General features: G+C 53.5%; 12 protein-coding genes. 10 read left to right on the top strand and 2 right to left on the bottom strand.

What is annotated here, in order from left to right; all coding sequences use genetic code 11:
• Positions 1-63: 63 nt before the first annotated feature.
• Positions 64-1,293, bottom strand: a complete 1,230-nt coding sequence (locus tag MKY12_RS33305; RefSeq protein ID WP_339312318.1) for a Zn-dependent hydrolase — start codon at positions 1,291-1,293, stop codon at positions 64-66.
• 195 nt (positions 1,294-1,488) lie between these two features.
• On the opposite strand from MKY12_RS33305, the gene MKY12_RS33300 reads away from it, so the two are divergent.
• From MKY12_RS33300 to MKY12_RS33285, 4 genes are all read left to right on the top strand, one after another.
• Positions 1,489-2,364, top strand: a complete 876-nt coding sequence (locus MKY12_RS33300) for an aldose 1-epimerase family protein (RefSeq protein ID WP_339312316.1) — start codon at positions 1,489-1,491, stop codon at positions 2,362-2,364.
• A gap of 162 nt (positions 2,365-2,526) precedes the next feature.
• On the top strand, positions 2,527-3,564 hold the full coding sequence (locus MKY12_RS33295) for a glycosyltransferase (protein ID WP_339312314.1): 1,038 nt from the start codon (positions 2,527-2,529) through the stop codon (positions 3,562-3,564).
• Positions 3,561-4,667: a polysaccharide pyruvyl transferase family protein gene (locus MKY12_RS33290; protein WP_339252922.1), complete on the top strand. Its 1,107-nt coding sequence runs from the start codon at positions 3,561-3,563 to the stop codon at positions 4,665-4,667. The genes MKY12_RS33295 and MKY12_RS33290 overlap by 4 nt, the downstream gene beginning before the upstream one ends.
• Positions 4,668-4,711: 44 nt before the next feature.
• On the top strand, positions 4,712-6,226 hold the full coding sequence (locus MKY12_RS33285) for an oligosaccharide flippase family protein (protein WP_339312312.1): 1,515 nt from the start codon (positions 4,712-4,714) through the stop codon (positions 6,224-6,226).
• 128 nt (positions 6,227-6,354) lie between these two features.
• On the opposite strand, the gene MKY12_RS33280 is transcribed toward MKY12_RS33285, so the two are convergent.
• Entirely contained in the window at positions 6,355-7,446 is a 1,092-nt protein-coding gene (locus MKY12_RS33280) for a beta-eliminating lyase-related protein (RefSeq protein ID WP_339312310.1), read from the bottom strand.
• A gap of 195 nt (positions 7,447-7,641) precedes the next feature.
• Between MKY12_RS33280 and udk the strand changes: the two genes are divergently transcribed.
• From udk to MKY12_RS33250, 6 genes are all read left to right on the top strand, one after another.
• Positions 7,642-8,271, top strand: a complete 630-nt coding sequence (udk, locus tag MKY12_RS33275) for a uridine kinase (protein WP_036726376.1) — start codon at positions 7,642-7,644, stop codon at positions 8,269-8,271.
• Between the two features lie 111 nt (positions 8,272-8,382).
• Entirely contained in the window at positions 8,383-8,808 is a 426-nt protein-coding gene (locus MKY12_RS33270) for a hypothetical protein (RefSeq protein ID WP_339312308.1), read from the top strand.
• A gap of 299 nt (positions 8,809-9,107) precedes the next feature.
• Entirely contained in the window at positions 9,108-10,001 is an 894-nt protein-coding gene (locus MKY12_RS33265) for a sugar ABC transporter permease (RefSeq protein WP_339312306.1), read from the top strand.
• The gene (locus MKY12_RS33260) at positions 9,998-10,876 is read left to right on the top strand and encodes a carbohydrate ABC transporter permease (RefSeq protein WP_036726374.1); all 879 of its coding nucleotides are present in this window, start codon (positions 9,998-10,000) and stop codon (positions 10,874-10,876) included. Before MKY12_RS33265 ends, MKY12_RS33260 begins: the two co-directional genes overlap by 4 nt.
• 42 nt (positions 10,877-10,918) lie before the next feature.
• Positions 10,919-12,307 (top strand): sugar ABC transporter substrate-binding protein, encoded by a 1,389-nt coding sequence (locus MKY12_RS33255; protein WP_339312304.1) that lies wholly within the window; start codon positions 10,919-10,921, stop codon positions 12,305-12,307.
• A gap of 198 nt (positions 12,308-12,505) precedes the next feature.
• Positions 12,506-13,510 (top strand): LacI family DNA-binding transcriptional regulator, encoded by a 1,005-nt coding sequence (locus MKY12_RS33250; RefSeq protein WP_339252911.1) that lies wholly within the window; start codon positions 12,506-12,508, stop codon positions 13,508-13,510.
• Positions 13,511-13,620: the final 110 nt, after the last annotated feature.

Here is a 13,620-nt window from a genome sequence, read left to right as displayed (position 1 = left end):
AAGTGTCTTTTGGGGCAATCCTATACAATTCTCCTACCCAGCCTACCTTAACCAACCCGCCGCTCAGGCACGGGACAGCACCGACAGCACCGTCTCCAGCACCACATTCACGCCCATTTCACAATCCTCGTAGGAGGTGAGCTCTTCCTCGCAATGGCTTTTCCCGTTCACACTTGGGACGAAAATCATCGCCGACGGCAGGAACCCGGCCACGAACTGGGCATCATGCCCCGCGCCGCTCGCCAGCTTCCGGCTGCTGTAACCAAGCTTCTGCGCAGCCTGCTCCACCAGCTCACAGATCCCCGGATCGAACCACACCGTGTCGCGGCCCCACAGCTTCGTCTTCGATACGCTGCATTCCAGCAGCTCCTCCGGCAGACTGTGAATAATCGCCTCAACTTCACGGACCACATCCATGTCCTTATGTCTCGCTTCCACGGTGAAGATCACCTTGTTCGGAATAACGGTGTGGATATTCGGCAGCACGTTCATCCGCCCCATCGTATAGACCAGCTCAGGGTCCAGCACGGCCAGCTTGCGGCGCAGCTCCGTAATAATATCTGTAGCGGCAAACAGCGCATCCCGGCGCATATCCATCGGCGTAGTCCCGGCATGATCCGATTCCCCGGTCACTTCAATCTCATAGCAGACCATGCCCACAACACAGTCAACCAGACCGATCTTAACGTTCTCCTTCTCCAGCACGGGGCCTTGCTCAATATGCAGCTCCAGATAGGCCGCCGCTTCCCTGATCCGATTCTCCGCCTCCCCGGCATACCCGCTGGCCTCCAGCGCCTCGCCGAAGCTAATTCCCTCCGGGTCCCTCTTCCCCAGCATGTCCGCCTTATCAAACTTGCCGGATAAGACGCCCGAGGCCATCATGGACGGCTCGAAGCGCGCACCTTCCTCGTTGGTGAAGTTCATCACTGTGACGGGCAAGCGGGGTTTAATCCCGTGATCCACCAGGGTTCTCACCACCTCAAGGCCGGCAATCACCCCCAGCACACCGTCGAATCTGCCGCCCTTCTTCACAGTATCCAGATGTGAGCCGATCACGATGGGCGGCCCATCTTCACAGCCAGCCAGAGTGGCATACATATTGCCCATATCATCCACCTTCACGCTCATGCCCAGCTCTTCGCAGCAGGCGGTGAAATAGCCGCGCACCCGCACATCCTGCTCCGACAGCGACAGCCGGGTAACTCCGTTATGGTCTGTCCGCCCAAAATCGGCAAAGGCCTCCATGGTATTCTTCAGCCGCTCACCGTTCACCAATAGTTGCTTAACCTGCATCGGCTTATTCCCCCGTTTCCGCTGATATGGAATGATTGCTATCCTTATATGTTAACGAATTCCACATGTTTGTCATTGTACATACTGTAAAAATTATAGGCTGGAGAATTTCCGTTATTTGCTGGCACCTGCGGGGAAGTCTGTTAGAATATGAGACATCAGGATTACATATTGCAGGGCGAGAGGGGTAAAAGTATGAACACTATTTTACGCAGCGGCCTGGCCGTGGCCGAGATCAGTTCACTCGGTGCTGAGCTGGTCAGCTTCAAAAGAACGGATACAGACACTGAATATATGTGGAACGGAGACGCCGCCTATTGGACAGGCCGTTCCCCGGTGCTGTTCCCGATGATCGGAGGAGCCGCAGGCGAAGCGGTCCGGGTAGACGGGCAGGCGTATCCGCTGGCCCGGCACGGCTTCGCCAGACGCAGCGAATTCACGCTGGTGGAGTCCAGCGATACGCACGCCGTCTTCCTCCTCTCCCACAGCGCGGACACGCTGGCCAGCTACCCGTATCAGTTCCATCTGTATCTTACCTATACTCTGAACGGCAGCACGCTTGAGATCGGCTACCGGGTGGAGAATCCTGGAGAAGAGGAGATGTTCTTCCAGCTCGGCACCCATCCGGCGTTCAACTGCCCGATTGGCGGAGAAGGAAGCTTCACCGACTATTTCCTTGAATTCGAACAGCCGGAGCGCCTGGAGCGCCTGTTCCTGAATGAGAATGGCTTGATCACTCCGGGTCAGAGCGAGGCCATGCTCGGCGGGGACAACAAGCTGCCGCTGAACCACGAGATGTTCGCGCATGACGCCCTCGTCTTCCGCAATATCCAGTCCAAATCGGTTGCCCTGAAAAGCAGACAGTCTGACCGGAGCGTAACGGTCGCCTTCACGGGCTTCCCCGATCTCGGCATCTGGCAGCCGAAGAATGCACCGTTCGTGTGTATCGAGCCTTGGCATGGTGTGGCCGATACCTCCGGCTTCACCGGCGATATCCGGGAGAAGCAGAATGTCATCTCCCTGCCGCCGGGCGGCCAGTTTACCAGCGCGCTGGCGATTACGTTTAACTAAATTTCAACAGGCGAAGGCCGCAGTCACCCCGTGGTGCTGCGGTCTTTTTGCTGTGGAACAGCGGCTTCTCGTCAGGCAGTTCACCCCCCTCCTCAAGCGATAAGTACACTTTAGTAGTATATACAACCTTTTGACCCGGATAGTAAGATATTCACAAATCAAGTGACGCGTAGACCCGAATCAGAACCGGGAAAGGAAGTGACTGCTCGAGTGAAGCCAGAGATAAGTATTATTGTGCCTATCTACAACGTGGAATTGTACCTGAGGAAGTGTGTGGATTCGATATTGGCGCAGACCTTCCGCAGCTTTGAATTGATTCTGGTCAATGACGGATCACCCGATAAGTGCGGCGAGATATGCGAGTATTACAAGGAGCTGGACCCCCGTGTCGTAGTTATTCATAAGCAGAACGGCGGATTGTCCGATGCCCGGAACTATGGTATTGATGTGGCAAAGGGCCGGTATATCGGGTTCGTTGACAGCGATGACTGGATAGAACCAGACATGTATGAAGCCCTGCACGGACTCATCACCGCCCACAATGCAGATATCGCTGTATGCGGTCATTGCGAGGTACAGGATGATGTCAAGCTGGAAAAGTCCTTCACGCACCAGGTGCGTGTATACGATAATGCGCATGCCTTTGACAAGCTGCTGGAGGATACCGAGATCCAGAACCTTGCCTGGGATAAGCTGTATAAGGCCGAGCTGTTCAGCCAGGTGAGATATCCGGTCGGCCGATATTTCGAGGACATTTTTACCACCTATAAATTATTCCTCCAGGCGAACAAGACCGTCTCGCTGGACTCCCCCAAATACCTGTATCTGAAGCGAAGCGACAGCATCACCGGAGCGATGAACAACCGGAAATATTACGACCGCTTCTGTGCGGCGCTGGAGATCTACGAGACCATTCAGGATAAAAACTATCCGATCGCCAAAGAAATCTCGTTATCCCGGACCGTAACCGAGGGCATTGAGCTGTGCAACTTCCAGCTGATTACCGGCGAGACTGCAGTGAACAAGGAATATCTGGCCGAGCTGGGCGGGTTCCTGAGCAAGCATACCTCCGCGATCCTGCGCAACCGTATTATCCGCCGGGAGATGAAGACCGCAGCCCTGCTTATTCTGACCAGCTCCACGGTATACAAAATGCTGTATTATTCCAAACTCCGTTTGAAGGGAAGTAATATGATATGAGCCAAGCCCTTGAGAAAATCCTGCCGCTGTCTTTCCGCAATTATGTAAGCAATATTCCCGTCTATCAATATTATAAGGGCTATCTGAGCTACCGGAATGCATATAAAGACAAGACGAAAGCCATTTACGTCGTCGGCTCCCCCGAGCATGACAATCTGGGCGATCACGCCATCACTTATGCGCAGATGAATTTTTTGCGAAAAGCTTTTCCCGACTATACCCTGATTGAGATTGTCGCCAACCGGCTGATGCATAACATGAAGTGCCTGGAGGAATTCTGTTCGCCGGAGGATATCTTCGTGCTTCAGGGCGGGGGCAACTTCGGAATCGAGTATTTCCGCGAGGAAGAGGTGCGCCGCAAGATTATCTCCGAATTCCCAAATAATAAAATCATCGTCTTCCCGCAGACCATCTACTTCGGTGATACCGAGCTGGGCCGCGCGGAGTTCAAGAAAACACAGGACCTCTACGGTTCCCATAAGGACCTCACTCTGGTCGCCAGAGAGAAAACGTCGTACGAAATTATGAAAGCAGGTTTCAGAAACAACGCAGTGCTGTTAACGCCGGACATTGTCATGTCCCTGGATATCACTGATCCTCCCAAGGAGCGCCACGGTGCCCTTCTGTGCATTAGAGCCGATAAGGAGAGCATTTTCAGCGAGCAGGATAAAAAGGTCATCCAGGAGTACACCTCCAAGCATTACAGCACCACCACCTTCACGGATACCTGCATTCTCCGCCCTGTCTCCCTGGAAGACCGGGATCACGAGCTGAACACCTTATGGAATCAGTTCAAGGAGGCCGAGGTTGTGATTACGGACCGGCTGCACGGGATGATTTTTGCGGCGATTACGTCCACACCTTGTATTGCACTGGGGAACTACAATTATAAGGTCGTAGGCAGCTACGAATGGATCAAGCATCTGGGCTATGTGAAATTCACGAACGATGTGAAGCAAATCCCGGCATTGCTGGAAGAACTGAAGACGATCCAGCGCCCCCGGTACAATAATGAATTCTCGGTCCAGCATTACAGCCAGATCATTGAATCCATGGCAAGCAGCAGCGCTAGAGAACCTGCTTCGTCTATCGTTACCGCTTAAGATAAGCACAAGACACTCTCTGTAGCGAGGAAGCGATCCCACCCTTGAAAACAAATATAAAACTTGCTGCAATCATAACCTATGCTTCGGTATTCCTAGGCGTTATTATCTCCCTGGGCTCGACGCCCTTCATTGTGTCGACCCTGGGGAAATCCGAATATGGATTATTCGCGCTGGTGAACTCTATCATCGCCTATATCGTCCTGCTGGATCTGGGCTTCGGCAGCGCGGTCATCCGCTTCAATGCGAAATACATCTCTGAGAATGACTCCGCAGGCCAGCGCAATATCAACGGAATGTTCCTGCTGCTGTTCTCAGCCATCGGACTCCTCTCCTTACTTGCCAGTGTGATTCTGGTGTTTAATTTCGATGCGATCTTCAGCAGCCTCGATGAAGCTGAGCTGGGCATTCTGAAGACGATATTTATCATTGCCGCCATCAATGTGGCTGTCTCGTTCCCGCTGAATATCTTCAGCTCGATCATTACGGCCTATGAGCGGTTCGTCTATCTCAAAATCATCAATCTGATCCGCGTGGTCCTGTCTCCGGCCATGATGGTGCTGGTCCTGCTGTTCGATTTCAGATCGACAGGAATGGTTACTGTTGCGCTTGTGCTGAACCTGGCGATCGGTGTGATTAACGTGGTCTTTTGCCGCACCAAGCTGAATCTGAGGGTCCGGTTCCACGGCTTCGACACCAAGCTGTTCAAGGAAATCTTCAGCTATTCGTCGTATATCTTATTATCCTCGATTGCCTTCCAGATCTATACGAATGCTGATCCGCTGATCATCGGGATGTTCCTCGGGGCTACGCCCATCGCCATCTTCGCCATCGCCGCCCAGCTCAACACGTATATTCTCAACTTCTCCAATGTGCTGGCCAGCTTCTATCTGCCGAAGCTCACCAAGATGATCGTCAAGGGGGCAGATCAGGCGGCCCTAATGCTGGAGCTGGTCAAAATAGGCAGAATCCAGGCGTTGATCGTAGGCTACATCGTTTCGGGCTTCGTGTTATTCGGACAGAGCTTCATTCTGATCTGGCTCGGCCAGGATTACAAATATGCGTACACGGTTGCGCTGATCATCATCATTCCCCAGATTACGTCGATTGTGCAATCGCTGTTCGCCACCATGCTGGAAGCGATGAATATGCATAGGGTGAAGGCCTTCATCTATTTCTCTGTTGCTATTCTGAAGGTGGCCTTAACCTTCTGGTTCATCCGGATTTGGGGGATTACAGGCTGCGCCATTGCTACGGCTATCGGGATGATCATCAATGTATGCCTGAATAATGTGTACTACAAATATAAATTGAAGTTCGATATCCTTCACTTCTGGCTGCAGATCATCCGCGTCTTCATTCCGGTAGTGCTGCTGTCCGGGGTGTGCGGGTTCCTGCTTAGTTTCGTGAGCATCACTTCTTACGTGTATCTGGGCATGTATGTCATCCTGTACTCCCTCATCTATGTGCTTACCATGTGGCTGTTCGGACTGAACGGGGCTGAGAAGCAGATGGTCGCCGGACCGGTTAGAAAAATGGCTCTGCGGAGTCAGGCCTAGGACTCTAGGTGAGGCGGGGCTGATTGGCATGCCGCGCTTAGGCGCTGCTCCATGCTGTGCCTAAGCGAAGAAGCCTCTGCGGGTAAGATCCGCAGAGGCTTCTTCGCTTAAGTTGGCAAGCTTGCTGATCAGAGCTGCTTCAGCCGCTCATCCAGCAGCCGGAACATGCTTCTAAGGGCCGTCTGGTCCGCTTCGCCATAATGATCGCCGATATTGATCTCATAATAGCAGGAAGCCTCGCCGGTTGGCTTGAGCCGTGGTGTCAGGCCAATGCCGGTCTCGTTATAGATCCCAATCAATACAGGGGCAAGCTGCTCCAGAGGCAGCGCAAAGTGGATGTGGAACATATTCGAGACCGGAACCTCCGGCAGCGTGGATACCTTATCGCAGCTGTTGAATAAGTCTGCCAGCTCCTTGGCCTGCTCATAGTATTCTGACATCCTGCCGATTCTCTGCCGGTAATAATACCGGGCCGGGACAATATAGGGATAGAGACTGATCAGGTCGCCCCCGTGGCGGCGCTTCCAGATCTTCGACTCCTCCGTGAACTCCCGGCTTCCCGCTAAGATAGCTCCGGCAATCCCGCCGATGCCCTTGTACAGGGAGACATACACGCTATCGAACAGCGCGCAGACCTCGGCCGCCGTCTTGCCGTAGTAAGGCAGCACCTCGAACAGCCGCGCCCCGTCCAGATGGAGCTTAATTCCCTGCTCCCGGCAATACCCCGATATCGCTTCCAGTTCGGCATATTCCGGCAGCTGTCCGCCGATCTCCCGCTGCGGCAGCTCCAGCAGGAGACAGGCAACCCCCGGTCCCATCCCCTTCACATCCTCCAGGGTAATCAGACGGTCTGCACTGCCCAGCAGCAGCGGCTCCAGATGATGCAGCTCCTTTAGGCCGTCCTGCTCATGAATCTCCAGGTGGCATAGCGGATGATAAGCGACCTTTGGGCTGCCCTCCCGGTCACTCCAGATCCGCAGGGCAATCTGCTGGGCCATCGTGCCGCTGGGGAAGAACACGCTGCATTCTTTGCCGAGCGCCTCCGCCATCTCTGCCTGGAACTCCTCAATCACCGTCCCTGTTCCGTACATGTCCGCAGCGAGGCCGTCCTCTACACTATCCAGTGCCTTCTTGAGTACGGCTGCGTCCCGTCCGCCATGGCCTGCAAGCTGCACCTGCGTCCTGCCGAACGCCTCCATTAAAGCATTCTCCTCGTTCATTTTATTATCCTAGCCCCCTTCTTCGTAGCACCCGATCTGCATGAATCCTTGAAATTATATCATTCCTCTACAAAATAACCGAATTATTAGAATGTTCACATGATATTCCTCTCCAGCAAGGTGAAATAAGTTGACCGCTGTGCTACAATATTGGAATTGCAAAGGCAATTGCTTAGGGAGGTTTATAAATTCACCATGCTTATTATTGGTATCGCCGGCGGGACCGGCTCCGGCAAGACAACGGTAGCGCGCTCCGTGATTGACCGTCTTGGCTCTGACAAAGTAACATTCATATCCCAGGATAACTACTATAAAGACCATTCTTACCTCAGCATGGCTGAACGCGGTGCCATTAACTATGACCACCCGCTGGCCTTTGACACGGAACTGCTGATCGAGCATCTGGATTGTCTCAAAGCGGGACAAGCCGCCTTCGCTCCCGTGTATGACTTCACGGTTCATGCCCGTTCAACCGAGAAGACTGTGGAGCTCGCCCCGAATAATATCGTCATATTGGAAGGACTGCATGTGCTGTCCGATGAGAAGCTGCGCGAGCAGCTCAACATCAAGGTGTTCGTGGACACCGATCCCGATGTGCGTATCCTGCGCCGGGTGCTGCGGGATATCGAGGAACGCGGGCGGACCATCCGTTCGATCCATACGCAATACCTGACCACGGTGAAGCCGATGCACGAGGCCTTCATCGAGCCCTCCAAGAAATACGCGGACCTGATCATCCCGGAAGGCGGACAGAATCAAGTCGGGATCGAGCTGCTGTCCGTACTGACCGAGAAGTATCTGTCCGGCGATCACCAATGGAACTGAATTAAGCTGCCCCGGCTGATTTGGGTGCAAGGACCGTCCGGCATGCCGGACGGATTTTTTCTGCTTAGGGAAGTATAATTTATTCGAAAAAGTAACACATTTGGCGGCGCGGTGGCGACCGGGCCCATTGTAGGCGAAAAACCGAACACATTCGGCAGTGCGAAGGCGCTCGGACCTAATGTAATCGAAAAACCGAACACTTTCGGCAGTGCAAAGGCGCTCAGAGCAAATATAATCGAAAAACCGATCACATTCGGCAGTGCAAAGGCGCTCAGAGCAAATATAATCGAAAAACCGATCACATTCGGCAGTGCGAAGGCGCTCAGACCAAATGTAATCGAAAAACCGATCACATTCGGCAGTGCAAAGGCGCTCAGACCAAATATAATCGAAAAACCGATTACATTCGACGGCGCGATGGTTACCGGGCCGATTGTAATCGGAAAACCGATTATATCGGGCAGCTCGAAGGCAGCAGGGCCCTTTGTAGGCGAAAACCGGCAAGCAATCGGTCGCCCGCAGGTGAGCTTTTCATGAAATCACGCCACGTAAGTCAGGTTACATTACACGAAAATCTAGTTTATACCGGTATCTTCATCATTTTCAGCAAAATTATCGATTTGTTTGTTATATTTTCTGACTGATAGCGCTTTATCTCCAAAATAAAGGGTTGATTATTTGGTGATCATCCACTATGATTAGTTCAACGAATGGCATTAAAGTTAAAGCGGTTTAACTTTAATCTTGTCCACTACAAATGTATTGGCAAATTACATTTTTATTTATCATTAAAGTTAAAGCGCTTATACTTTTAACAATGAAAGGCTGGTGTGTCCGTGATTAAGAGTGAGAGCCGGCGGCAGACGTTCTACATGTATCTGTTCATCTCTCCATGGCTGGTCGGCTTCCTGATCTTCGCCCTGTACCCGATCTTGTCTTCGCTGTTCTACAGCTTCACCGACTATGACATCATTCATCCGCCCAGATTCATCGGCCTCGCCAACTACACGGAGATGTTCCACAATGAGCTATTCTGGCGTTCCGTGAAAGTCACCCTAAGGTACACCTTCATCAGTGTCCCGGTACAGCTCCTGCTTGGTCTGGGATTCGCCCTGCTGCTGCATCAGACCCTTCCCTGGCGCGGCTTCTTCCGGACAGCGATGTATTTTCCGAGTATGGTCTCCGGTGTGGCCATGTCACTCCTCTGGTACTGGATTTTCAATCCGCAGATCGGCCTCTTCAATTATATGCTCTCCTGGTTCGGCATTCACGGCCCGGCCTGGCTGATGAATCCCGATACGGCGCTGTATGCCCTAATCATCATGTCCTTCTGGACAGCAGGCTCAGGCATGATCCTCTTCCTCGCCGGTCTGCAAGGAGTCCCGGCCAGTCTGATCGAAGCCGCCAATCTGGACGGGGCAGGGCGCTTCCGCATTTTCCTGAATATTACGCTGCCGATGATCTCGCCCGTCCTGCTGTTCCAACTGATTATGGGTCTGATCGACTCCTTCCAGGTGTTCACGCAAGCCTTCGTCATGACGCAGGGCGGACCCAATTACTCTACCTGGTTCTACGTCTACAATCTGTATACCAGTGCCTTCAAGGAATACCGCGCCGGATACTCCTCCGCGCTTGCCTGGGTCCTGCTGATTGTCGTCATGCTGTTCACGGCGGTCATTATGAGGCTGTCGCGCCGTTATGTCCATTATGAAGGAGGCAGCAGCCGATGAGCACCGTTAAGGCCACCCGCCCGCTTGACCCGTCCCCCCGGCTCCGCCGGAGAATCAAGCCCGTTAAGATTGCCAGCTTCACCGCGCTGCTAGTCACAACGTTCCTAATGCTGCTGCCGCTGTTCTTCATGGTCTCCACCTCGCTGAAGTCAAAACGGGAGATGCTGAAGTTCCCGCCGACGTTTCTGCCGGAGAGCTGGGCCTTACGCAATTATGTCGATATTTTTGAGACTCTCCAGTTCGGCACATTGTACAAGAACAGCCTGATCATCGCCGGCTTCTCCGTATTCGGCACCCTGCTCTCTTCGGCGCTGGTTGCTTACGGGTTCGCCAGGTACCGGGGGCGCGGCAACAACTTCTGGTTCATCCTGCTGCTGAGCACGATGATGCTGCCTTATCCGGCCATTATGATTCCGCAGTTCGTATTGTTCTCCAAAATGCAGTGGATCGACACCTTCCTCCCGCTGATTGTGCCTGCCTTCTTCGGCTCGGCGTATAACATCTTCCTGCTGCGGCAATTCTTCTCCACGCTGCCTGAGGAGCTGTTCGATGCCGGACGCATTGACGGCTGCGGCGAGCTGAGGATGTGGCGGACCATCGCGCTGCCGCTGTCTGCGCCGGCGCTGGCGACGGTTGCGATCTTTGCTTTTATCTACAGCTGGAATGATCTCTTGACCCCTGTGCTCTATCTAAGCTCGTCGGACAAATTCACGCTTCCCGTGGGGATGGCCTCCCTCACCTCATCGCGCTTCCGCATTCCGCCGTGGCATCTGTTGATGGTCGCCTCCGTCCTGGCTATGGTTCCAATCGTCACCCTGTTTGCCATCGCCCAGAAGCAGTTCGTCGAAGGCATCGTACTGACGGGCATCAAGTAATTCCGGGTTAATACAACACTTGAATTCAGGAGGGATTGGACAATGAAAAATATGATGAAGAGCAAGAGGTATGCGCTGCTGCTCGCAACAGCCCTGACAGTATCAGCAGTCTTGGCGGGCTGCGGCGGCGGCAAGTCAGCAGGCAATGTGGCGGCTGGGGACAGCGGAGCCGGGAATACCGGCGGTTCGGGGGAGCAAGTGACGATATCACACTATACCATTGACTCGGAGGACCGGACTTTTATCGAGAAGCTGATCCCGGATTTCGAGAAGGAGCATCCGAACATCAAGGTCAAGGTGGAGAAGGCCCCCTATGAGCAGTTCGACAGCAAGCTGCAGACACTGATTGCCGGCGGCAATTCCCCGGATGTAACGAGCCATTACGGATATGGCGGGTTTGCCGAGTATTATAACAAAGACATGCTGCTTGATCTGACGGACCTTATTCAGGAAGACGGCTTCAAAGCCGAGGATTATCATATCCCAGAGAATCTGATGAAAATCTATACCGTAAACGGTCATACTTACGGCATACCGGTCAATATGTACGTCACCCTGATGCTCTACAACAAGGATATGTTCAATGCTGCGGGCGTCTCCTACCCGCCAAGTGATTATGAAGATAAGAGCTGGACGTTTGACCGCATGGTGGAGGATGCCAAGAAGATGACACTTGTCTCGGACGATATCGCCAAAACACAGTACGGTGTAGATTTCACTTGGGCGGAGCGGGATATGCGGCCGTTGTACTTCGGGGCCGAGCCTTACTCTGAAGATACCTGGACCAACGGCGGTGTTCCTTCCGAGACGCATTTTGATTCACCCGAGGTGATTGCCGCTTACCAGAAGCTGTTCGACCTTGTGTTCAAGGAGAAGGTATCCCCGACTTCCGAGTGGAGTAAAAGCGTAGCCGGACAGAACGGCGACCCGTTCGTCGCAGGCAAGATCGGCATGTCGATCGGCGGCTCCTGGAACCTCGCGGGGGCTAACGACTTCCCGTTCAAAATTGGCGTAGCCGCCGTGCCTTGGGGAGGCAACGACAAGGTGCGCAGCACGCTGTTCGTTGATCCGCTGCTGATTCTGAAGGACTCGAAGCATCCGAAGGAAGCTTTTGAATGGATCAAATACCTGATGACTACTGAAGTCCAGGAGAAGTCCATCGAGCTGAGCGGCGGCAATCCGCCAGTCAATACGGAAGCGGCTGAGGTGTATTACAAGCATTTTGACGGCATTGATCCGGAGGATGTGAAGAAGGTCTACGAAGGCGCAGTCAAATACGGTTATGAATCCTACAACCATCTGATCACCAACTACTCGCAGATCAACGACATGTTCATCAATGAGCTGCAGCCGGTCGAGACGGGTCACAAGACCCTGGAAGAGGTTATGCCGGTGATTCAGAAGAAGGTTACGGAGATCATCAAGAGGTAGCGGCCCGGCGATGGTTATATGTTTAGCGAAACCCCGGTGCGGCCTGTATACTGGAGATAGAATAAGTGGAAACGGCTTTGCCGTCCTTTTAAAGGACGGTACCGTTTCAGCGAGAAATAGAAGGATAATGTATCGTGTGAAACATATAAATTCTATATTTTAAAAGCACCGGACAATCTGCCGCAAGGAGCGCTTGAAATGAAAGTAAGTATTTTTGATGTAGCCAAAAAATCAGGGCTGTCCGTGGTCACCGTATCGCGGGTATTAAACGGAGCAACGTCTGTACGGGAGAACAACCGCCAGAAGGTGCTCGACGCGATCAAGGAGCTGGATTACCGCCCGAATGCAGCAGCCCGCAGTCTGGCCAGCGGCAAGACCGGCATCATCGGCCTGATCGTAACGACCCTGCAGGATTCCTTCTTCGATGCTGTGGTTAAGGAGCTGAATGAGACGCTGGCCCTGCACGGATATTATCTGGCGATCTCTGTATATGATGGCATTGGCTCCGGCGAGAGCCACTACCTGATCCAGGAAGACCGGGTGGACGGACTTATCCTGCTCTCCCCGATCAAAGAGGACAATTATATTGTCGAGCTGAAGCGGCGGGGCATTCCCTATGTGCTGATCGACAACCAGCTGCCGGAGAATGACAGCTATTCTATTACCATCGACAACTTCAAAGGCGGGTATGCCGCAGCCAGCCACCTGCTGGAGCTGGGGTATACCTCCATCGCCCATCTCTGCGGGCAGGAGATGTTCCGCAGTACGCGGGAGCGGCGCGCGGGCTTCCTGCAAGCGCTGCAGGAGCAGGGCCTCGCCCCGTTCGAGATCGTACACGGCGAATTTGAGATCACCATGGGCTACGACACGGCGCAGCGCTGGCTCGCAGAGGGTAAGCTGCCGGGGGCGGTATTCGCCGGAGATGACAATATCGCCCTCGGGGTGATCAATGCCCTGATGGAGGCAGGCGTAAAGGTGCCGGAGGAGGTTGCTGTAGTCGGCTACGACGACCACTATATCGCCTCCCAGCTCCACCCGCATCTGACCACTATGCGCCAGCCGGCGGATAAGATCGGCGTCGCCGCCGCCGACATGCTGCTGCGCCGGATCAGCGGGGAGATGAAGCGCGGCTCCAATATTAAGATCGATCCGGAGCTGATTGTGCGGGAATCGACCGTTGGGGACGCGAACATTCAGCGCTAGTTGTATTCTATACACTTAAAAACAGTGAAAAGGACGGCTGTTCCCTTCTAATTGTAGTCTGTACAACTAAATCTGCCCGAATGGGGAGAATCCGGGTACAGACGGCATTA

The organism is Paenibacillus sp. FSL M7-0896 (assembly GCF_037975415.1).
GTDB lineage: Bacteria > Bacillota > Bacilli > Paenibacillales > Paenibacillaceae > Paenibacillus_AQ > Paenibacillus_AQ silagei.
The sequence above is the reverse complement of the archived record's forward strand: the minus strand, read 5'-3'. Positions and strand labels throughout refer to the sequence as shown.

Bases quoted from the DNA above. Each gene is read 5' to 3' on its own strand.
- MKY12_RS33300 (WP_339312316.1), top strand. From the start codon at position 1,489: ATGAACACTATTTTACGCAGCGGCCTGGCCGTGGCCGAGATCAGTTCA.
- udk (WP_036726376.1), top strand. From the start codon at position 7,642: ATGCTTATTATTGGTATCGCCGGCGGGACCGGCTCCGGCAAGACAACG.
- MKY12_RS33250 (WP_339252911.1), top strand. From the start codon at position 12,506: ATGAAAGTAAGTATTTTTGATGTAGCCAAAAAATCAGGGCTGTCCGTG.
- MKY12_RS33290 (WP_339252922.1), top strand. From the start codon at position 3,561: ATGAGCCAAGCCCTTGAGAAAATCCTGCCGCTGTCTTTCCGCAATTAT.
- MKY12_RS33260 (WP_036726374.1), top strand. From the start codon at position 9,998: ATGAGCACCGTTAAGGCCACCCGCCCGCTTGACCCGTCCCCCCGGCTC.
- MKY12_RS33305 (WP_339312318.1), bottom strand. From the start codon at position 1,293: ATGCAGGTTAAGCAACTATTGGTGAACGGTGAGCGGCTGAAGAATACC.
- MKY12_RS33255 (WP_339312304.1), top strand. From the start codon at position 10,919: ATGAAAAATATGATGAAGAGCAAGAGGTATGCGCTGCTGCTCGCAACA.
- MKY12_RS33280 (WP_339312310.1), bottom strand. From the start codon at position 7,446: ATGAACGAGGAGAATGCTTTAATGGAGGCGTTCGGCAGGACGCAGGTG.